This window comes from Nocardia flavorosea NBRC 108225, from assembly GCF_001613385.1.
Classification (GTDB): Bacteria; Actinomycetota; Actinomycetes; order Mycobacteriales; family Mycobacteriaceae; genus Nocardia; species Nocardia flavorosea.
In genome coordinates this window covers 177,233-195,782 of sequence record NZ_BDCG01000023.1, presented here as the reverse complement: position 1 = coordinate 195,782, position 18,550 = coordinate 177,233, and the positions used below count along the sequence as shown (strand labels likewise).

The following is an 18,550-nucleotide window of genomic DNA, read 5'->3' as shown; positions in this document are numbered from 1 at the left end:
GCGGCGCCGGCCCGTTCATACCGACTCGAGAAACTCGTTGACCCGTTCCACGAACACCGAATTGTCGTCCCCCACCACCATATGACCGGCGCCCGCGACCTCGGTGACCTTCGCATGCGGGATGAGATCGCACAATTCTGCTATCCCCTTGCTGCTGACGATATCGGAATCCGAGCCCCGGACCAGCAGTGTCGGAACCTCGACCCGTGCCGCGGCCGCCGCGGTGCGAATGTGATTGTCCCGGCGGTTGTCCAGATTGGCCCCGAGTCGGTGAAAAGCCGGATCCCAGTGCCAATACAGTCGCCCGTCCGCCCCTTGGCGAACGTTCTTGCGCAGCCCCTCCGGATTGCGGGGGCGTTTCCTGTTCGGCTGATACCGCGCCACCGCGTCGGCGACCTCTTCGAGATCGGCGAAACCGTCGGGCGCCCCGCGCATGAATTCACTGATGCGCGCTATCCCTTCCGGTTCCACGCTTGGAGTGATATCGACAAGTACCAGGCCGCGAGCCGATGCCGGATTCTCGCCCTCAGTGACCAGGCTGGTCATACCGCCCATCGATGCCCCGAACAACACCGGCCGAATCGGGTCGCCTGTCTCGTGTTCCAGTTGGCCGAGGACGAGTCGAAGGTCGCCGACCAACGCATCTATCGTGTAATCACCATCCGCCGCCCAATCACTTCCACCGTGTCCACGCGCGTCGAGGGTGTAGACATCCCAGCCACCCGCCGAGATCTTCGCGGCCGCGCGCCGCCAGGAATGGCGGGTCTGTCCACCTCCGTGCAACATCACCGCGGTGCCACGCGCCGGGCCACGCCCGGGAAAACGGTCCGCCGCAATCCATCCGGCACCACCACGGAACTTCACTGATTCCGGCACAACTGCCCCCTGTTGCTCATCCACGTCGATACTCCTCCGCTCGTCTCGCTCGTCGAGGCGGTTCACCGCCCAGCGCCCTGCCCGGAACGCCGTCCCGACACATGGAGGCGCACGACATCGATGGGTCGAGTCCGCGGACCAGGGTGTTCGACTCACCCGCGCACAACTACAGTAGAATTATCACACTATATGCCGGTGTATGACACGAGTTGCTGGTGGACACGACGGAGAGGCCGAACATGACGGATGTCATCGTGGAAGATCGAGACGACGGCGTACGAGTTGTGCGTTTCAACCGGCCGGAACGGCTCAATGCACTGACCCCGGAGATGGTCTCCACGATCACCCGGCACCTGAACGACGCCGTTTCCCACCGGGCCGTGCTGCTCACCGGCAACGGACGAGGCTTCTGCGCCGGAGTCGATATCGCCGGCGCGGACGAGCGCCAACGTGGCCGGAGCAACGCCGACGGAATGGCGATGCAAGAACGGTTCGGGCGGATGATTCTCGCTGTTGCGCAGGCACCGTGCCCGGTGGTCAGCGCCGTGAACGGTCCCGCAGCAGGGGCCGGGCTCGCGTTGAGCTTGGCAGGTGATATCCGGCTCGCGGGCCGCTCGGCACGCTTTCTCATCGGCGCACCGAGAATCGGTCTGTCCGCCGGCGAGTGCGGGATCAGCTATTTCCTGCCCCGGCTGATCGGCGCGGGCCGAGCGGCGGAGTGGATGCTCACCAACCGCACGGTGTCGGCAGCCGAGGCCCTAGAACTCGGCCTGGTCACCACCGTCGTCGACGACGACGAATCCGGCGCGGTCACCGAGGATACGCTCGCCAGAATCGTTGCACTGAGCCCGTTCGGCCAGAAGATGACCAAGCAGGTTTATCGTCGCAATATCGATGCACCGTCCCTCGACGCAGCACTGGATGTGGAGAACCGCACCCAGATCCTGGCCAACAGCACCGTGGATGCGGCCGAAGCGCGAGCCGCCTTCCTGGAGAAACGGCCGCCGGTCTACATCGGCAAGTGACCGATGCGACGGATCGTGAGCCATATCAGCATTCAGCAGTCTCGTAATATAACTTAATGGTATACCTATTTTGGTTGGCTTGATTCAGGAGGTCCCATGCAGCGGGTCACCATCGGCGGCACGGCATACCCGATCGAGCACCGTGTTCCACCACCATCACCTGCCCTCCCGGTGGCTCCGCAGCCGTCCCACCCTGCCGCGTAGCCCCGATCAACTGTCGTACCGAAGGGAGACACACACAATGACCGAGACCAAGATCTGGGCGAACTCCGGTGACTCGCATTTCCTGGAGCCCGAAGACCTGTGGCAGAAGAACCTGCCCGCCCGGCTGGCCGAGCTGGTTCCTCGCACGGATAAAGACCCCGACGGGGAATGGGAGACCGTGCATATCGACGGGATGTCGTTCCGCCGCAAACTGCCGACCGGCAGGGCCAAGGAATTCCTGGAGGCCACCCATCGCGCCCCCGGCGCGCGGGATATGTCTCTCCGTATGAAAGATCTCGACAAAGAGGGCGTCTGGGCGGAACTCGTATTTCCCTCGCTGGGTATGTGGAGCTCTTCCTTCCGCACCCCCGAGGTCCTCCGTGAGGCCCTACGTGTCAGCAACGACTGGGCGTACGAGGAAATCGAGAAGCATTCCCCCAGGCTGGTGACGGCCGGCCAGGTATCCACTCTCGATATCGGCGACGCCGTCGCCGAACTCGAACGTATCGCCGAGATGGGCTACCGCGCGGTCTTCCTCCCCGTGCAGCCCCATCCGCAGCAGAAGGACTACAACCAGGACGTCTGGGAACCGTTCTGGACCGCAGCCGAACGCGCCGGCATGGTCCTGGCCTTCCATATCGGCACCGATCCCGTCGACCTCTCCTCCGGCTCAGGCCACGGCGAAGTGAAGTTCCGTGGCCCCGGGGGCGCCGTACTCAACTACACCGAAACCACCTACGGAGGACAGCGGGCCGTCACCAAACTCGTGGCCAGCGGCGCACTGGACCGCCACCCCGACCTCAAGGTACTGATCTCCGAAGGCGGCGCCACCTGGGTCCCCTTCATCGCCGACCGGATCGAGGAGGGCTACCGCCAGCACGAGATGGCGGTGCGACCCAAACTGAAACGCTCTCCGCGAGAAATCATCTACTCCCAGGTCTACGCTTCCTTCCAGCACGACCAGTCGGCAGTGGCGGCAGCAAGTTATATGGGCTACGACAATGTCATGTGGGGTAGCGATTACCCCCATATGGAAGGCACATTCGGTCACACCCAGGAAACCCTGCACCAGCTCTTCGACAATGCCGACCCGGCGGTGCGGGAACGCGTGACCATCGGCGCTTTCCGTGAGCTGTTCCCGACCGTCCCGCCGGTCCCGACGGCCGCCTGACGACAGGACCGAGCAGATGTCCGACGACAACGTGATGTACGACTCGCCGCTGGAGCTCATGCAGGAAGCGATCTCCTCGGGTAGCTGCGATGTGCAGTCGGTGATCCCGATCCCGGAGGGCGGTTTCCGGTGTGCCTGCTCGTGCTCGGGGTGGGAGATCGTCGTCGACGACCGCACCGAAGGTCTGCGGCGGGCGAGGCAACATACCGATGAAACGGCGACCCGCTGACGACGCGTCGCCATTCAGCGGACGGGGCCGCAATGGCCCCGTCCCCTACCCATTGACGGAGATGTCGATGCATTCCGACGACGTTCCCGGGGTCAGCGTGGACGACGAACTCGCTGCCTTGTCGGAGTTCGCCCTGCTGCGCGAGAACGCCCGATCCATCGGGCTGACCGGTGACCTTCCACCGGTCAGCCGGGTGTCGGTCACGACCGCCGACGGGAAGGTCAGCGCGCTCCGCTGGGGTGCGGGCACACCGCGTCTGGTGTTCCTGCACGGCGGCGGGCAGAACGCCCACACCTGGGATTCCGCGATCCTGGCCACCGGGCTGCCCGCCGTCGCCGTGGATCTGCCGGGCCACGGCCACTCGAGCTGGCGGGCCGACCGTGACTACATGCCGTGGTCCAACGCCCGCACCCTCACGCCCGTGCTCGAACAGCTGGCCCCGGACGCCGACCTGGTGGTGGGAATGTCGCTGGGCGGACTCACCGCCCTGCGGCTCACCGCCGTGGCGCCACATCTGGCACGCCGGTTGATGATGATCGACGTGACCCCTTCGGTCACCCGGAGACAGTCCGCCATGTCCGACGTGAATCGTGGTACCACCGTGCTCGTCGGCGGGCAACGGGTGTTCCCCGACTTCGGGTCGATGTTCGAACACACCGTCCGGAGCGCGCCCGGTCGTGACCGCGAACATCTGCGTCGCGGCGTGCTGCACAATGCGCGCCGCTTACCGGACGGATCATGGACATGGCGCTACGACGAACTGTCCGGCGCCGATTTCGAGCCGCTCTGGGCGGATGTCGACACCCTCTCGATACCGACAACCCTGGTCGTCGGCGGCGCGTCGAGATTCGTCGGAGACGACGATATCGCGCAGTTTCGCCGACGCTTGCCGGCCATCGATATCCGCGTCGTCGAACGGGCGGGCCACTCCGTCCAGAGCGACGCGCCGGAGTTCCTGGCGCAGATCATTCTCGATGCGCTGACCGGGTGAGCAGGCTCTGTCGGCCCACCCCGCAACGTATTCCGCACCTTCGCACCGCAAACCTCACGGGCCGACCGGTCTCGCCCCGACAGCACGAAGAAAGGACGGTCGTCCATGCCGCAGGCGCACGAGGCTCCGGACCCGGTACTACCCAACTGGTGGCAGAGCAGGACCACTCCGGTTCCACCCGCCGGCTACGCGGAGATGATCGAAGCAGCCCGCGAACTGCAGGACCGGATCGCCGCGGCGGTCCCCGACGAGCGCGCCACCGCGGAGGCGGCACGCGGGATGCGGCGCGTAGCCGATCTCCTCGCCGGCTTCGAGCGTGACGAATGGTCGCGGATCAGTGGGTTCGCGGCCGATCTACCGGGCCGGGGATCGACTCTGCTGCCGGTGGTCCGCGATATCGCAGAAGACGACAAGAGCATCCGCGGCCGGGTTCGTTTCGGCACTGCCCACCTCGGCGGAAACGGTGCCGCGCACGGTGGGACGATCCCGCTGGTCTTCGACGATCTACTCGGCCGCCTGTGCGTATCGGGCGGCCGGCCCGTGGCCCGGACGGCCTACCTGCACGTCGATTTCCGCAGCATCACACCCGTCGAGAAAGAGCTCGACATCGAGGCATGGTTCGTCTCCGAGGAAGGCCGCAAACGGGTACTGCGTGGCACGATCCGGGACGGCGACACACTATGCGCCGAGGCCGAGGGCTTGTTCGTGCAGTTGCGGCCAGGACAGCTCTGACTTCCCGGCTCACGCCGGCGCAAGCAGCAGCGGCGTGATGGCGGCGGTGTTCCCGGCCGGACCCCCGCATGCTCATGTATGGGCCAGGTCACCGAGGGCCGAAGGCGCGGCCGGAGCCCATATGGCCGCTGCGGTTGCAGGATTCGACACACCGGAGCCTTCGACGCCGCGCAAACCCTTTCGGCGGCGGCGCGGCGGGCGGCAGACCGCCGCTGGCACACGTTGCCGTGCGGACCACCGCACCGCAGTCCGAATGAGCGTGCTCTGGTACTCATTTCCGGCCGGTCGTACCGGAGCCTCGCACAATGAGCCCCTCCGCGACCTCGTGCACGTGGCCGGTGGGGATCCCGGCCGCCCGCGATGCGGCGGACTCGGCGTCGAGAGCCTCGTCGGCCGGCAGGTTGAGCGCGCGGTCGTAGGCCGTGCGAATCGCCGCCACCACGTGCTCACCTCGCTCGGCGATCGCGGTGGCGAGCTCGGCCGCCCGGGGCAGCAACTGGTCGTGCGCGATCACCTCCGTCACCAACCCGTCGCGGAGCGCACGCTCGGCCGGCACGTACTCGCCGGTGAGGCTGATCTGCCGGGCCCGACGCACCCCGACGGCCTGCGCCAGGTAGACGGTCAGCCCGCCTCCCGGCACTACTCCTACGTCGGCATGGGAATCGGCGAACCAGGCACGTTCCGAGGCGATCAGGAAGTCGCACGCCAGCGCGAGCTCCAGACCACCGGCCACCGCGGGACCGTTGACCGCGCCGACGACCGGCTTACCGACCATGCGCATCGCCTGAGCGAAGTTCGTCCCGTCGTCTTCGTGGCCCAGGGATCCACTGCCGAGTTCCCGCAGGTCCATTCCGGCACAGAAAGCCGGATCGGCGCCGGTGAGAACCGCTACGCGGGCCTCCGGCGCGGCGTCGAACTCGGCCAGCGCCGCGACCAGTTCCGCTTGGAGCCGTGCGTTGATCGCGTTGCGCCGGCCCGGACGGTTGAGGGTGATCATCCACACTCCGCGGTCGCGCTGGATCTCAAGCGTGCGCTCCGGGTCGCCGCCGGTCATGTGTCCGCTTGCAGTTGTTCGCGGATACCGGCGAGTATCTCGTGGTCGGTCTCGCCCACGAGATACAGATGCAGGCGGGTGAACAGGCCCCGGTAGCGGCGCAAAACCTCGTCCGCGACCTTGTCCGGTTCGGCGACCACCGCAAACGTGCCGAGCATTTCGTCGTCGATGAGTCCGCCCATCTCCTGCCAGCGTCCGGCCTTGGTCATCGCGTTGAGCTCGGACTGGAGATCGCCCCACCCGTGGAGTTCCAGAACAGGACGGTAGGCCCGGGTCGCGGCGTAGAAGGCGATCTGTCCACGCACGCCCGCGGCGGACGCGGCCATCTGCTCCTCGGTACCGCCGGTGACCACGAACGGGAGGCCGCTGATCTCGAAGCCCTCGAGGCCGCGGCCCACCTTCGCACGACCTTCGCGCAGACTCGGAACGACCACCTCGCGCAGATAACGCTCGGTGGCGAAACCGTGACACAGGAAACCGTCGGCCACCTCGCCGGCGAGCCCGGTCATCTTTGCGCCGACACCCGCCAGCAACACCGGAGGCGGACCGAACGGGTTCGGGCCGGGATCGAAGAACGGCGTCATCAACGTATGTGAGTAGTAGTCACCCGCGAAGTCGAGCTTTTCGCCCTCGTGCCACGAGCGCCAGATGGCCCGCAGGGCCAGCACGAACTCGCGCATCTGTCCGATCGGCTGCACCCATGGCATCGAGAACCGGCGCGTGATGTGCGCCTCGACCTGCGACCCGAGGCCGAGCAGCAGACGCCCTTTGCTGACCGTTTGAAGGTCGTTGGCCGTCACGGCAAGTGTCATCGGCGACCGCGCCAGCGCGATCGCCACGCCGGTACCCAGCTGGACCTGCGATGTGGACTGCGCCGCCAGCGCAATGGAGACGAACGGATCGTGGCGGGTCTCGCCGAGCCAGATCGCGTCGTACCCGGCCTCCTCAGCGGATACGGCGGACGCTGAACCGAGTGACTGCTCCGCGGTGACGTCAACCCTCATGCGCCCGCCCCGCTCGCAACGGCGGCGACCCGGAGGCCGCCCGCACCAGCGGCGCAGTCCGCCGTGCCGGTCAGCACGACGGTGCCGTCCTGGTTGGTGGTCGTGAGGTCGAAGCCGACCCGGCCGGCGGCGACCTCGGTCACGGTGACAACGGCGGTCAGTGTGTCGCCCGGCCATACCTGGGCGGTGAACCGGACCCCGATACGCGTGATATGTCCCTCGCCCACCCAGTCGGTGAGCGCGCGGGCGGTCATGCCCATGGTGAGCATGCCGTGCGCGAAAACCCCTGGATAGCCGGCGATCTCGCGAGCGAACGGCTCATCGGTGTGCAAGGGGTTGTAGTCGCCGGACGCGCCGGCGTACTGCACCAGGCGGGTCCGGGTGAGGTTCTCGACCACTACGACCGAATGCGTAGCGCCCACCTCGAGTTCGGCAAGCGCGGTCATCGGGGCACCTCCGCGGCCGGCTCGCGGCGTACGCCGACCGACGTCGCGGTGACGATCAGGGTGCCGGAATCGTCGATATAGTCCACGATCTGCTCGGAGAAGTGCAGCGTGCCGGAGCGGCCGGATTTCTGCCAGGTCCGGCCTTCGCGCTCCGTGGTGTGCAGCACCATGCCGACGCGAACCGGCTGGTGGAACTCGTAGTGCTGCTCGGCATGCAGACCGTCGACCCCCGACGGTATGAAGCCCGGGTCGTCCGCGGAGCCGTGCCAGGTGCGACCGGGCGCGGGCCGCAGGACGTATTCGGGGTCGAACTGCACGGCCGCCTGGACGAATGTGGGCGGGACCGGGAGATCGGCCGACGTATCGGCGCCGCGTTCGGTGTCTCGGTGACCTACGGCGCGTCGAAACATCAGGACGTGCCCCGCCTCGACAGGGAATCGTTCGACCGTCATCGGTACCTCTTCCAGATGATCATGACACCTCCATTGCCGCTCGAACCAATATAGATAAATAATTGCTCTAACTCTCGAAAATGGCGCGATTTGCGATATTCGCACCGCCCCCTCTCGCGCGCGGCGTGACAGACCGGCCCGCGCTCGACGGCCGGCAGAGTTGTCGCATATGCGGCCCTAGCGGCCCACCCCCGAGCCACTCGACGAACTCGGCGATCGGCGACACCTCCGGCAAGGCGCTGACCGCGCGGACCGAAACCCGGCTGATCGTGGCGTGGGCTCGAGGCAGCGGGCACCGGGTCCCCGTCCAGCCGCCACTCCACGAAACTCTCCGGGTCACCCGTGCGACACGGCAGCACCATCGGGGGTACTCGCGCTCGATACAGGCGAGCCGAGTTCAGCGGTTCACGCCGCCGGTCACCGGCCGGCACTGCGCGGGCCGTCGCGGCGAAAGGATTCGGTGGCCTGATCGATATCGCCCGCATATACCGCCAGGACCTGTGTGCGGTTCTCCAGCATGACCGCGTCCCGCAGGCTGCTTGCCGTAGCCGTGGTTCGCAGCATCTCCTTCGTCAGCCTGACTCCGAACGCGGGGTTGCCCGCCACCGCGCGAGCGAGCGCGCACGCTTCGGCCAGCACATCGGCAGGCTCGGCGAGGCGATTGACGAATCCCCATTCCAGGGCCTCCGCGGCATCGAAGCGACGCCCGGTGAGCAGCAACTCCGTTGCACGGGCCCGGCCCACCGACTGCGGAAGCAGCCAGCTGAGCCCCATCTCACCACCCGAGATACCAATGCGGACGTTGGCCACCGCGAAGTGCGCGCGAGTGGATGCCACCCGCAGATCGCACGCGGCGGCCAGCGCGAGTCCACCGCCGGCCGCCGGTCCGTTGACAGCGGCAACCACCGGTACCGGCAGCTCGTGCAACCGGACCGCCATATCGGCCAGGCGCTGCTGACCTCGATAGAGGTCGGCAGAGGTCTGCCGTTCGAGATCCGCGGTGACCGTCAGATCGGCGCCCGCACAGAACCCGCGCCCGGCGCCCGTGAGCACCACAGCCCGCACCCCCGGCTCTGCCTCGACACCGTCCAGTGCGGCGTGCATGGCAGCCACGAAGGAATCCTCGATCGCATTGAGCCGATCGGGACGATTCAGGGTGATACCGAGTAGAGCGTCATCGATACGCTCGACGAAGACAGAATCGTTCACAAGACCTCCTCGGGCCGGCGTGCCGGCACTACCGTTGCGGTGATTCAGCGTCGGAGCAGAGGATGCAGGCCACGGACCACCCGGCCGGACAGCACCTGGATCCGCTCGGCGGAATCGCTGAGCTCCTTGCCCAGCGTGTTCAGCGACTCGTTGCGCCGGCCCTCATGCGGACCGGCCCCACAGCAACACAACCCTACCCGCCCAACAGTGATTTAGTTAATACATTTAGTTAATAGGTGATACGTTGCGAGCGCACTCGTTTCAGCTCCGGAGGCCAGATATGACCGACTACACGACCATCCGGCTCGACCACGATGATGCAGGCGTGGCCACCTTGACCTTCGACCGGCCGGAGCACTTCAACGGCGTCACTGTCACGATGGCTGCCGAGATGACCGACGCCCTCGACCGCGTAGCAGGCGATCGGGAGGTGCGGGTACTGGTGCTCACCGGCGCCGGCCGATCGTTCTGTCCCGGTGCGGATGTGCACGGATCCAACGCCCAGGGCGGGCCGGCACCGGCGGATGTATCACCGGTGGCAGCGGATATCTCGCTTCCGATCCGGCTCTACGAGCTGCCGGTGCCCACCATTGCCGCGGTCAACGGGGCGTGCGCCGGTGCCGGCTTCGGGTTCGCCTGCGCATGCGATCTGCGGGTGGCGGCGCGCTCGGCGGTGTTCCGCTCATCGTTCCTGACGATCGGCGTGGCCGGCGATATGGGGTTGCCGTGGCTGCTGCCCAGGCTCATCGGCGAGTCCGCCGCCAAACGCCTCTCGCTGCTCGACGACAAGCTCAGCGCAGGCCAAGCCCTCGAGCTCGGTCTGCTCACCTCGGTACACGACGATGCCGACTTCCCGGCCGCGGTGGCCACGGTGGCCGCCCACCTCGCGGGCCGGGCACCGCTCGCAGCACGCGCGCTCAAACAGCATTACCTGACCGCAGCACGGGTCGACTTCCGCTCCTTCATCGACCTGGAGTTCCAGCGGCTCCACCATCTGTTCGCCACGGACGATGCGCGCGAAGGCTTCGCGGCATTCAGTGAACGGCGGATACCACGCTTCACGGGACGCTGAGATCGCCCGGCCCCGGACGACAGAGGCACGTTCATTCCACTGCCGGGTCGACCTCGATCACTTCTCGGCAAGGGTGCGCACGGTCGCCTGGTAGAGGTCGTTGACGTGGTGTTCGATCTCGGTGTCCTCGGTCAACCGCACCTCCGGCCCGACGGTGGCGCGCACCCCCATCCCGGCCAGGATCCGGAGGAGCCGGGAATTGCCCATCTCGCCCGCGCCCGGCGGACGGCGGCCGGTCCTGGCCTCCAACGCAAGGTCCGGCCCCGGAGCACGACCCGGCCCGTCGGCGAGCTGGACGGTGAAGATACGCGATGCCGGAACACGTAACACGTCGGAATCGGCTGCGCCGCTTCGGGCGTGATGCCACAGGTCGAACACCAGTCCCCCGTTGGGCCGCCCGGCGGCCTCGACCAGCGACCACGCGGTGCCCACATCCCCTACCGTCGTGAACGGTACGAATTCCAGGGCAACTCGCAGACCGTGTTCGGCCGCGTCATCACACAGCCGGGCGAACGCGGCCGCATCGCGATCCAGGTCGAGTCCGTCGCCGGTGTCGTGGACCGCCGTGATCGTGGTGCCGCCGAGCGCACTGCACACCTCGAACATCTCATGGCGGTCCGCGTCGATGGCTGTCGCGGCGGTGCCGAGTGCGCTGCCCACCCACTCGCGACAGCCGTCGCAGTCGGTCAGCACAAGGCCGTTGTCCTGCAGAAGCATTCGCATCCCGGCCAGATCGAGACCGTCCTTGCGACGAGCGTGCCGCCATACGTTCGGCCAGCAGCTGACCGCCTCGAAGCCGGCCGCGGCCGCGAGGGCGACGAACCGCCGGAACGGGACCGTGGCGAGACATCCGTTCATCAGTGCCAAACGTTCCACCAGCCCGCCCCGCGCCACGCCCGTCATTCGCCGAGCACCTCGCCGGTGTGCCGGCCGAGGTCGGGAGTCCGAGTCGCCGGCTTCGCCGGGGTACCGGAGAGACGCGGGGCAGGCGCGGGCACGGTGATCGCGCCCTGCTCGGCGGTGGTCACCTCGGTCAGGCATGCCCGGGACCGGACATGGGGATCATCGCGTATATCGCGAGCGTTCTGGACCAGGGAGACGGGCAGCCGCCGTTCCACCAGCTCCGCTACCACCACGGTGTGGTGCTGTTTGCTCGTCCATTTCCGCAGCGACGCCTCCACGTCACCCACCGGGGCCCCGGCCTCGTCGCGGGTTTCGTGCCCGGCCAAGGCCGCCAGGTCGGCGAGATGTCTGGGCGTCGACGCGCCGATGGCCACCCAGCGGCCGTCCTCGGTCGGGAAAACGTTGCGCACCACCGAGTCCCGCAATCTGCTGCCGAGACGGGCGGGAGGTTCTCCCGAGCCCTCGTAGGCGGTATGGACGGGTGCCACCGCTTGCAGCAGGCTGTCGATCGGATTGACATCGATGAGCTGACCGCCGCCGCCGTGCGCCAACCGGTGATAACAGGCGGCGAGCACCCCGAACGCCCCGGTCAATGCTGTCACCGCGTCGCCCGTGGGAACGCTCGGCAGAATCGGGGGCCCGTCCTGTTCGCCGGTGACATGGGTGAGCCCACTGAACGCCTCGGCGATGGTGCCGTTGCCGGGCCTGTCGGCGTAGGGCCCGTCCTGCCCGTAGCCGGTCACGGACACATAGATGAGACCGGGATTGAGCGCCCGGAGTGTCGAATAGTCGAGACCACGCTTGCGCAGGGTCGCGAGCGGCATATTCACCACCAGCACATCGGTATCGACCACCAGCCGGCGCAGCGCGGCACAGCCTGCCTCACTGCGCAGGTCGAGCTCCACGGAGCGCTTCCCGCGAGCCAGCAGCGGCCACATCCGGCCAGGGTGATGGCGGTAGGAGTCGCCACCAGGTGGTTCGATCTTCACGACATCGGCGCCGTGATCCGCGAGCAGCGTCGCGAGATACGGCGCCGCGTACAGAGTGGCCGTGTCGATGACCCGCAGGCCGGCCAGTGCCCCGCTCATGAGCCGGACTCGACCGAAGCCGAGGGGTTCGCCGATCCGGCGGCGAGCACGCCGGAAGGAGGGGCGCCGAACAACAGCACAGAGGTATCCGGAGGTGGCGGCATCGCCGCCCAGATATCGCGCGCCGCGTCGTCCGGGCTCAGCGCCTCCCCCGCCTCGAACGCTGCCCCGAGATGGACGGCCATGGGGTAAACAGCGGGGTCGAGTTCGGCTTCCCGCCGCGTGGTATCACTGTCGACCATGCCGGGGCGGACCGCAACAACCCAGGGGCCGGTCCCCCGGGTGGCGCGCTCACGGCGCACGACCCGGACCCAGTGCTCCACCCCGGCCTTCGCGGCGCCGTAGACGCTGTGACCCTCGATCGGCATCCGGGCCGCCGCCGAGGACATCAGCAGGATTCCGGACTCGTATCCCGGCCCCACCGCACGCAGAAACCAGTCCGCCAATACCAGTGGGGCGGCGGCATTTCCGATCACATCGCGGTAATAGAGATCCTCGTCCATCTCGCCCGCATACCCCGTCGATCCATCGAACAGCGCGTTGTGCACGAAAATGGCGCGTTTGCCGGTGAAACCGTTCAGCACCTCGTCGAATGATGCGCGCAGCGCGGACCAACTGGACGGATCGCCGAGGTCGAAGCGAATGTTCTCGAGGTCGGGATGCGGTGATCGTGACGCGTTGATGATCCGGGCCCGCGGGTACGGGCACGTCCGCGCCAGGCCGGCTCCCAGCCCTCGGGTCGCTCCGGTGATCCAGACAACTGTGTCGGTCATGAACTGCTCCTTTATCGATCTCGGTATCACGTTCCATACGGAACTCCGGCCGCCGGAATCGCAGGACGAAGTCATCCGCTACCCGTGAACATCCGGTCCGCGAATGACCGGTCGAAGAGGACGATTCGCCCATTTTATAGCACAATTAGATGTATCTTTTAACTATGGAGATCAACGAGATCGCGACGGCGGCAGCCCGCCTGCGCGAGACGGTCAGCGGGGATGGCGCCGATCTCAGGCTCGTCCGAATCGACACCCGTCGCCGTCAGGTGGAATTGCAACTCGACCTGGAATCCGCAGAATGCGCCGAGTGTGTTCTCCCGCCGGACGCTTTGCAGCGGATGGCCGAATCGGCGCTGAAACGAAGCCATCCCGGCGACTACGCCGTCCTCGTCGCCGACCCCCGGGTAGGGGATGGAAACCAGGCGAGCGAAGTCCCCTCCGCCATCCCGAAAGGGAGTGTCGAAGCCACCGATACAAGGGCTGCGCTTCGCGTCGTCGACCCCTGTGCGGTCGCCGTAGCCGACGATGCCGATCCCGGCCCGGACCTGGACAACCTGGCGGGTAAACGGATCGGATTCCGGGTAGACGTGCTGTGGCGCTCGTGGGACTGGATCGTCGACGAATGGGCGGCCGCCCTTCGCGCGCTCGGCGCGGAACCCGTGATCTGGCGGCGAGCCCAGGGCCTGGACCGCGCGGCCGGCCACGACCAGGAAGCCTCCTACGCCGAATTCCTGGCCTCGGTGGACGCGGTGGTATCCGGGCTGGCGAACTGCGGCTCGTGCACGTCGTGGACCGTCAAGGATGCCGTCACCGCACTACGTACCGGGCTGCCGACCGTCGCTGTCGCGACCGCACAGTTCCGTCCGCTCGCCCGGACGCTGGCCGCACAATACGGCCGATCAGGTCTGCGCGTGCACGAACTGCCGTATCCCCTCGATATCAGACCCGAGCGGGAAGTACGCGAGATCGGCCGGGAACACTACCGGGATCTCGCCGCACAGTTCGCGGCAACCAGCGCGGCGGTGAGCTGAGATGACCACCCAGACCGTGCGGCAGTCCGCGCTCGAAGCCCTTACCGAAGTGCCCGCCGGCACAGCCGAGTTCAGCCGGTACGCCCGCACGGCCGGCTGGTCCGACGGGCTGCCGCTGATCCCCCCGACGCCGGAGCGAGTCCACGAATTCCTCGCCGCAGTCGACGGCGACCCGGACGAGGTCGTGGCCGAACTTCCGCCGTCGGGTGCGCCGTGCACACTCGCCGGACTGGCCGCGAATGCGGTGATGGCCGGAGCGCCACCCGCTTCGCTCCCCTTGCTCCGCTCGGCCTTGGCGGCGATGGCCGAGCCCGCTTTCGACCTCCATGCCCTGAACGCGACCACCGGGTCGGTGGTTCCGGCTGTTGTGGTCAACGGAAAGGTCCGCCACGAGCTGGAAATCCCGTTCGGCCCGGGGTGCCTGGGCGGTGCGGACGGTGGAGCGCCGTCGATCGGCCGCGCCCTACGCCTGACGATGCGCAATATCGCAGGCCAGCGTGTCGGCGTGACGTCCCAGAGTGTCTACGGCACACCCGGTCGTGTGGCCGGAATCGTCTTCGGTGAGTGGGAGGAACGATCTCCTTGGGCACCTCTCGCCGAGCGGCGCGGAGTACCCGGCGACGCGGTGACCGTCTACGGCGCGATGGGGACGGTCAACATCTGCGATATCGCGGCATCGACCGGATCCGAGCTACTGGAGATCATCGGCAAGTCGATGGCCTACCCGGGCGCGAACGGGTTCCTCACCTCGACAGTGTTTTCCGAGGTTATGGTCGCAGTGAACCCGGTGTGGGCCGATATCATCGGCCGGGAGTTTCCCGACATAACCGACGTCGCAGCGCGGTTGTGGAACCATGCCGCCCTCCCGCTGGATCAGTTCCCCAGCACCCACCGCGGCCCGATCGAAGCCCTCGGTCGAGTGGACCACCAGGGACTCGTGCACCTTGCCGACAGCCCGGACGACGTCATCGTCCTGACGGCCGGCGGACTCGGCGGTCTTCATGCGGCCGTCCTGCACAGCTGGGGTGCTACCCGGTCCCAGACACGCGCCGTCCGGTGAACGGGCCCGGCACCAAGCGAAAGATGTGATAGGAGAAGGGCATATGGGACGAGTCGAGGGAAAGGTTGCGCTCATCACCGGCGCGGCGCGCGGCCAAGGACGAGCCGAGGCCATCCGGCTCGCCGAGGAGGGAGCCGACGTCATCATCTGCGATATCTGCGACTCCCCCACCGCGCTCGACTATCCGCCGGCCACCTCCGACGAGCTCGCGGAGACGGTCGACCGTGTCGAAAAGCTCGGTCGCCGGGCCGTCTCGGCGACAGTGGACGTTCGCGACCTGGAGACGCTGGATGCGCTCGTCCGGCGCGGCGCGGCGGAGCTCGGCCGGCTCGATATCGTGGTCGCCAACGCCGGTATCGTCTCCTGGGGCCGCTTCTGGGAAATATCGGTGGAGCGGTGGCAGGCGATGATCGATATCAACCTCACCGGTGTCTTCAACACCTTGCGTGTCGCCGCGCCGATCATGATCGACGCGGACAACGGCGGATCGATCATCTGCACGAGTTCGACCGCCGGTATCAAATCGCTGCCCGGCCAGGCCCATTACAGCGCCGCGAAACATGGCGTCGTCGGGCTGGCCAAAGCCGCCGCGATCGAGCTCGCGCCGTACCGGATCCGCGTCAATACTGTGCATCCCTGGGGAGTCGATACGCCGATGGGCCGGATGGGATCCGAGGGGGCCAAGGTTTTCGAGGACAACCCGTCGTATCAGAGCGCGATGGGGCAGTACTGGTTCGATCCCCCGATCTCACAGCCGGAAGACATTGCCGATGCCGTCCTGTTTCTCGCGTCGGACGAGTCGAGAACCGTAACCGGAACGCAGCTCACCGTCGATCACGGCGCGACCAAGATCTGAAAGGCGGCTGGTTCGCTGAGTGCCGGGTCAGCGAACCAACCGACCGAATTCCCGCCGACGGTACGGGGAGCTGCCAGGGCTGTACGCCGCGGTGGGGCGCAGCGCATACAGGCGACCACCCGCCGTGGTTGCTTTCTCGCGGACGACGACGAAACACCGTACGTCCCAAGACAGGTGTGGGTGATCGACGGTGGCCGAGTCCGCCGTCCAACAGACTCTGGAGAGCTCTAACCCTGACCTTGCGACGGCGGAAGGCTGGACTCCGCGCCTGCATGCAGGCCCTGCCATGAGCTCCACCCCATCGGGATACTGCCCCTTCCGACGATGTTGCGCGGCCACTTGGCGTCGGGCTGCGCCATGGGCCGCTCCGGCACCTCGAGGCCGTAGAAGAGGCGGTGCCGCCGATCGACGAAGTACCAACGGCCCGAACGCCGCTCGTAGCGATCCTCGTACGCGATCGCCTGCCGGATCCAGCGGTTCTCGTCGCCCAGTTCGGCAATACAGGACACGGTGCCGGCCGCGTGATCGGCGTCGCGCAGGTTGATGACATGTCCGGCTATCAGCAGGATATTCACGGGTGTAAGACGCAGATGCCCGGTGAACAGGGAACGCAGAGCCGCAGGCCCGCGCTCTCCGTGTGCACCGAGAGCATCGTCGACGAACAACTCCACGAGCGCGTCCAGATCGCCCGCCGATATGGCGAGTGCGTACCGCGAAGCGAGCTGCCGTATCTCATCGTGGGCAACGAGGCGTTCGACGGGCGACACCCCGGCGAGATCGCCGGTTCGAGCGGCGCCGAAATGGGGCGCATACGATTCGGAGGCCGACATATCACTTGCTCCTCATGTCATTACGCAACAGACACCCGTGCCGACGACCCCCAGTTCAGAGAAGTAGCTGTTCACGCAGATATTCCGCGAGATCGGTGTCATCGCGCCGCCGCAGCACATATTCCCGGACAAAGCCGCCCGCGGTGTGCGGCACCCGTCCGGTGAATCGTCCGGCCTCCTCGGTACACAGGGCCACGACAACACGAGACACCTGGACCGGCGACAGATCCAGGCCATCCGGGATGCCTGATTCGAGAAGGAAGCCCTCCGACATCCGCGTGAGCGCCCCCGGGGACACGGCATTAACCGTGATTCCCGCGCCGGCCTCCTTCGAGGCCGACATGGTGATTCCCCATACCGCGGACTTCGCGGCGGCATAGGCCGCACCCGCGGCGATATCGGTGGCCAGCGAGGCCTCGGAGGTCGTATTGATGATCCGGCCGAACCCTGCTCGCCTCATATGCGGGAGGGCCGCTGCGATGGCACCGACCGTGCCGACGGTATGCACAGCAAGCAAACGCTCGAGTTCATCCTGCGTAATCGAATCCAAGGCACTGCCGGCTCCGATGATGCCGGCGTTGTTCACCAGGATATCGATGCGACCGAACTCGGCGACAGTGTGTTCCACCGCCCCGGTAGCACCGGCGAAGCTTGCGATATCGGACGTTTCGGCCACTGCTTTGCCGCCATCGGCACGGATGGCGGCAGCAACCCGTTCGGCCACGGCGAAATCGGGCGCGTCACCATTGATATCGACACCGAAGTCATTGACGACAACAGTGGCACCCGCACGCGCCAGCTCCCGCGCATGCGCCTCCCCGAGACCTCGACCGGCGCCGGTGACGAGTGCCACCCGGCCGCCCAGATCAGCCGCGACCACAGGAACCTCCCACACCAGTTTCGAGTATACGTTAGATAATTGATCTATTAAAGAATAGGGTGGGCCCAATGAGAACTCAACCCGGATTCGAGAACTTATGTGGGCGGCCAGAGCGGGTGCTGGATGCGGACTGTGCCCGGATCGCGTCTAGATGACGCACATCGTCGTTTGTGGCAGGTAGCCAGCGTGAGTGGTGCGCCACAGTCCAACTGCTCGTCAGGCCCACTTGTGTTCGGCCGCACTGACCCACCGGTGAGGTCGCCAAACGATGAGAGCCTCGAGTGTCGGAGGCTAGGAATCGTACGGATCACGAGCGCTTCTCCCCGAATCTGCGGTGACCAATGCCGGGGTCGCGGCGGTCGATCCACGCTCGATAGGCGCAGGCGAGGAGCCGGGTCGAGCACCCGTGTGACGGTCCGTGTCTGATGGGGTAGGACTTGGTCGGGGCAGGCGCGTGTAGTTGACTCCGACGATTGCCAAAGATTAGCTGCCGCGAAAATCCGTCGGCGTTTCGGTGCGACGACACGCCGGAAGAACATGATCGGCAGCTGCGCGGCCGCGCCGGTCGCGGAAGCGTTTGACGCTCGGACCCCACCCCGGCGGTGGACCGCTGACGCACTGGACGATCCACTGTATCGGAGCAACGCACCACCGGCCGCCC

The 18,550-nt window shown here is 66.8% G+C and carries 20 protein-coding genes; 9 read left to right on the top strand and 11 right to left on the bottom strand.

Going from position 1 to position 18,550, the window contains the following annotated elements; translation table 11 throughout:
• Positions 1-15: 15 nt before the first annotated feature.
• Positions 16-900 (bottom strand): alpha/beta fold hydrolase, encoded by an 885-nt coding sequence (locus tag NFL01S_RS30200; RefSeq protein ID WP_084493379.1) that lies wholly within the window; start codon positions 898-900, stop codon positions 16-18.
• A 215-nt stretch (positions 901-1,115) separates the two neighbouring features.
• On the opposite strand from NFL01S_RS30200, the gene NFL01S_RS30195 reads away from it, so the two are divergent.
• The 5 genes from NFL01S_RS30195 (at position 1,116) to NFL01S_RS30175 (ending at position 5,228) form a co-directional block, all read left to right on the top strand.
• Positions 1,116-1,901 (top strand): enoyl-CoA hydratase/isomerase family protein, encoded by a 786-nt coding sequence (locus NFL01S_RS30195; protein ID WP_062979699.1) that lies wholly within the window; start codon positions 1,116-1,118, stop codon positions 1,899-1,901.
• 241 nt (positions 1,902-2,142) lie between these two features.
• The gene (locus tag NFL01S_RS30190) at positions 2,143-3,276 is read left to right on the top strand and encodes an amidohydrolase family protein (RefSeq protein ID WP_062979698.1); all 1,134 of its coding nucleotides are present in this window, start codon (positions 2,143-2,145) and stop codon (positions 3,274-3,276) included.
• 16 nt (positions 3,277-3,292) lie between these two features.
• On the top strand, positions 3,293-3,505 hold the full coding sequence (locus NFL01S_RS30185) for a hypothetical protein (RefSeq protein ID WP_062979697.1): 213 nt from the start codon (positions 3,293-3,295) through the stop codon (positions 3,503-3,505).
• Positions 3,506-3,572: 67 nt separating this feature from the next.
• Positions 3,573-4,496 carry an alpha/beta fold hydrolase gene (locus tag NFL01S_RS30180; RefSeq protein WP_062979748.1) on the top strand — a complete coding sequence of 308 codons (924 nt, stop codon included), beginning with the start codon at positions 3,573-3,575 and terminating at the stop codon, positions 4,494-4,496.
• 105 nt (positions 4,497-4,601) lie between these two features.
• The gene (locus NFL01S_RS30175; protein WP_245670955.1) at positions 4,602-5,228 is read left to right on the top strand and encodes a PaaI family thioesterase; all 627 of its coding nucleotides are present in this window, start codon (positions 4,602-4,604) and stop codon (positions 5,226-5,228) included.
• Between the two features lie 271 nt (positions 5,229-5,499).
• Here the strand turns inward: NFL01S_RS30175 and NFL01S_RS30170 are convergent, their stop codons facing one another.
• The 5 genes from NFL01S_RS30170 to NFL01S_RS30150 form a co-directional block, all read right to left on the bottom strand.
• Complete coding sequence (locus NFL01S_RS30170) at positions 5,500-6,282, bottom strand: enoyl-CoA hydratase (protein ID WP_062979696.1); 783 nt, start codon at positions 6,280-6,282, stop codon at positions 5,500-5,502.
• Positions 6,279-7,286, bottom strand: a complete 1,008-nt coding sequence (locus NFL01S_RS30165; protein ID WP_062979695.1) for a TIGR03617 family F420-dependent LLM class oxidoreductase — start codon at positions 7,284-7,286, stop codon at positions 6,279-6,281. The genes NFL01S_RS30170 and NFL01S_RS30165 overlap by 4 nt, the downstream gene beginning before the upstream one ends.
• Positions 7,283-7,732, bottom strand: coding sequence for a MaoC family dehydratase (locus tag NFL01S_RS30160; RefSeq protein ID WP_063916096.1), 450 nt, complete (start codon positions 7,730-7,732; stop codon positions 7,283-7,285). Before NFL01S_RS30160 ends, NFL01S_RS30165 begins: the two co-directional genes overlap by 4 nt.
• Positions 7,729-8,184, bottom strand: a complete 456-nt coding sequence (locus NFL01S_RS30155; protein WP_063916095.1) for an FAS1-like dehydratase domain-containing protein — start codon at positions 8,182-8,184, stop codon at positions 7,729-7,731. Before NFL01S_RS30155 ends, NFL01S_RS30160 begins: the two co-directional genes overlap by 4 nt.
• 417 nt (positions 8,185-8,601) lie before the next feature.
• The gene (locus tag NFL01S_RS30150; protein ID WP_062979693.1) at positions 8,602-9,393 is read right to left on the bottom strand and encodes an enoyl-CoA hydratase/isomerase family protein; all 792 of its coding nucleotides are present in this window, start codon (positions 9,391-9,393) and stop codon (positions 8,602-8,604) included.
• Positions 9,394-9,673: 280 nt separating this feature from the next.
• On the opposite strand from NFL01S_RS30150, the gene NFL01S_RS30145 reads away from it, so the two are divergent.
• Positions 9,674-10,465, top strand: coding sequence for an enoyl-CoA hydratase/isomerase family protein (locus NFL01S_RS30145; protein WP_062979692.1), 792 nt, complete (start codon positions 9,674-9,676; stop codon positions 10,463-10,465).
• 57 nt (positions 10,466-10,522) lie between these two features.
• Here the strand turns inward: NFL01S_RS30145 and NFL01S_RS30140 are convergent, their stop codons facing one another.
• The 3 genes from NFL01S_RS30140 to NFL01S_RS30130 are packed head-to-tail and all read right to left on the bottom strand — an operon-like array spanning position 10,523 to position 13,229.
• Positions 10,523-11,368 (bottom strand): sugar phosphate isomerase/epimerase family protein, encoded by an 846-nt coding sequence (locus tag NFL01S_RS30140; RefSeq protein WP_062979691.1) that lies wholly within the window; start codon positions 11,366-11,368, stop codon positions 10,523-10,525.
• The gene (locus NFL01S_RS30135; protein WP_062979690.1) at positions 11,365-12,456 is read right to left on the bottom strand and encodes a CaiB/BaiF CoA transferase family protein; all 1,092 of its coding nucleotides are present in this window, start codon (positions 12,454-12,456) and stop codon (positions 11,365-11,367) included. The genes NFL01S_RS30140 and NFL01S_RS30135 overlap by 4 nt, the downstream gene beginning before the upstream one ends.
• The gene (locus tag NFL01S_RS30130) at positions 12,453-13,229 is read right to left on the bottom strand and encodes an SDR family NAD(P)-dependent oxidoreductase (RefSeq protein WP_062979689.1); all 777 of its coding nucleotides are present in this window, start codon (positions 13,227-13,229) and stop codon (positions 12,453-12,455) included. Before NFL01S_RS30130 ends, NFL01S_RS30135 begins: the two co-directional genes overlap by 4 nt.
• Positions 13,230-13,393: 164 nt before the next feature.
• On the opposite strand from NFL01S_RS30130, the gene NFL01S_RS30125 reads away from it, so the two are divergent.
• From NFL01S_RS30125 to NFL01S_RS30115, 3 genes are read left to right on the top strand one after another with little or no spacing between them, the layout of a single operon-like run.
• Positions 13,394-14,263: a UGSC family (seleno)protein gene (locus NFL01S_RS30125; RefSeq protein ID WP_210744993.1), complete on the top strand. Its 870-nt coding sequence runs from the start codon at positions 13,394-13,396 to the stop codon at positions 14,261-14,263.
• Between the two features lies 1 nt (position 14,264).
• Positions 14,265-15,323: a hypothetical protein gene (locus NFL01S_RS30120; RefSeq protein ID WP_210744992.1), complete on the top strand. Its 1,059-nt coding sequence runs from the start codon at positions 14,265-14,267 to the stop codon at positions 15,321-15,323.
• Between the two features lie 43 nt (positions 15,324-15,366).
• Positions 15,367-16,179, top strand: coding sequence for a mycofactocin-coupled SDR family oxidoreductase (locus NFL01S_RS30115; RefSeq protein WP_062979688.1), 813 nt, complete (start codon positions 15,367-15,369; stop codon positions 16,177-16,179).
• A gap of 227 nt (positions 16,180-16,406) precedes the next feature.
• Here the strand turns inward: NFL01S_RS30115 and NFL01S_RS30110 are convergent, their stop codons facing one another.
• Together NFL01S_RS30110 and NFL01S_RS30105 are read right to left on the bottom strand one after the other, a co-directional pair.
• Positions 16,407-17,009 (bottom strand): nuclear transport factor 2 family protein, encoded by a 603-nt coding sequence (locus NFL01S_RS30110; protein WP_157117102.1) that lies wholly within the window; start codon positions 17,007-17,009, stop codon positions 16,407-16,409.
• Positions 17,010-17,064: 55 nt separating this feature from the next.
• The gene (locus tag NFL01S_RS30105; RefSeq protein ID WP_245670954.1) at positions 17,065-17,958 is read right to left on the bottom strand and encodes an SDR family NAD(P)-dependent oxidoreductase; all 894 of its coding nucleotides are present in this window, start codon (positions 17,956-17,958) and stop codon (positions 17,065-17,067) included.
• Positions 17,959-18,550: the final 592 nt, after the last annotated feature.

What these genes read in the sequence shown, in the direction of transcription:
- NFL01S_RS30145 (WP_062979692.1), top strand. Translation starts at nt 9,674, where the DNA reads ATGACCGACTACACGACCATCCGGCTCGACCACGATGATGCAGGCGTG.
- NFL01S_RS30165 (WP_062979695.1), bottom strand. Translation starts at nt 7,286, where the DNA reads ATGAGGGTTGACGTCACCGCGGAGCAGTCACTCGGTTCAGCGTCCGCC.
- NFL01S_RS30175 (WP_245670955.1), top strand. Translation starts at nt 4,602, where the DNA reads ATGCCGCAGGCGCACGAGGCTCCGGACCCGGTACTACCCAACTGGTGG.
- NFL01S_RS30135 (WP_062979690.1), bottom strand. Translation starts at nt 12,456, where the DNA reads ATGAGCGGGGCACTGGCCGGCCTGCGGGTCATCGACACGGCCACTCTG.
- NFL01S_RS30155 (WP_063916095.1), bottom strand. Translation starts at nt 8,184, where the DNA reads ATGACGGTCGAACGATTCCCTGTCGAGGCGGGGCACGTCCTGATGTTT.
- NFL01S_RS30185 (WP_062979697.1), top strand. Translation starts at nt 3,293, where the DNA reads ATGTCCGACGACAACGTGATGTACGACTCGCCGCTGGAGCTCATGCAG.
- NFL01S_RS30110 (WP_157117102.1), bottom strand. Translation starts at nt 17,009, where the DNA reads ATGTCGGCCTCCGAATCGTATGCGCCCCATTTCGGCGCCGCTCGAACC.
- NFL01S_RS30115 (WP_062979688.1), top strand. Translation starts at nt 15,367, where the DNA reads ATGGGACGAGTCGAGGGAAAGGTTGCGCTCATCACCGGCGCGGCGCGC.
- NFL01S_RS30180 (WP_062979748.1), top strand. Translation starts at nt 3,573, where the DNA reads ATGCATTCCGACGACGTTCCCGGGGTCAGCGTGGACGACGAACTCGCT.
- NFL01S_RS30190 (WP_062979698.1), top strand. Translation starts at nt 2,143, where the DNA reads ATGACCGAGACCAAGATCTGGGCGAACTCCGGTGACTCGCATTTCCTG.
- NFL01S_RS30130 (WP_062979689.1), bottom strand. Translation starts at nt 13,229, where the DNA reads ATGACCGACACAGTTGTCTGGATCACCGGAGCGACCCGAGGGCTGGGA.
- NFL01S_RS30195 (WP_062979699.1), top strand. Translation starts at nt 1,116, where the DNA reads ATGACGGATGTCATCGTGGAAGATCGAGACGACGGCGTACGAGTTGTG.
- NFL01S_RS30125 (WP_210744993.1), top strand. Translation starts at nt 13,394, where the DNA reads ATGGAGATCAACGAGATCGCGACGGCGGCAGCCCGCCTGCGCGAGACG.
- NFL01S_RS30160 (WP_063916096.1), bottom strand. Translation starts at nt 7,732, where the DNA reads ATGACCGCGCTTGCCGAACTCGAGGTGGGCGCTACGCATTCGGTCGTA.
- NFL01S_RS30170 (WP_062979696.1), bottom strand. Translation starts at nt 6,282, where the DNA reads ATGACCGGCGGCGACCCGGAGCGCACGCTTGAGATCCAGCGCGACCGC.
- NFL01S_RS30120 (WP_210744992.1), top strand. Translation starts at nt 14,265, where the DNA reads ATGACCACCCAGACCGTGCGGCAGTCCGCGCTCGAAGCCCTTACCGAA.
- NFL01S_RS30140 (WP_062979691.1), bottom strand. Translation starts at nt 11,368, where the DNA reads ATGACGGGCGTGGCGCGGGGCGGGCTGGTGGAACGTTTGGCACTGATG.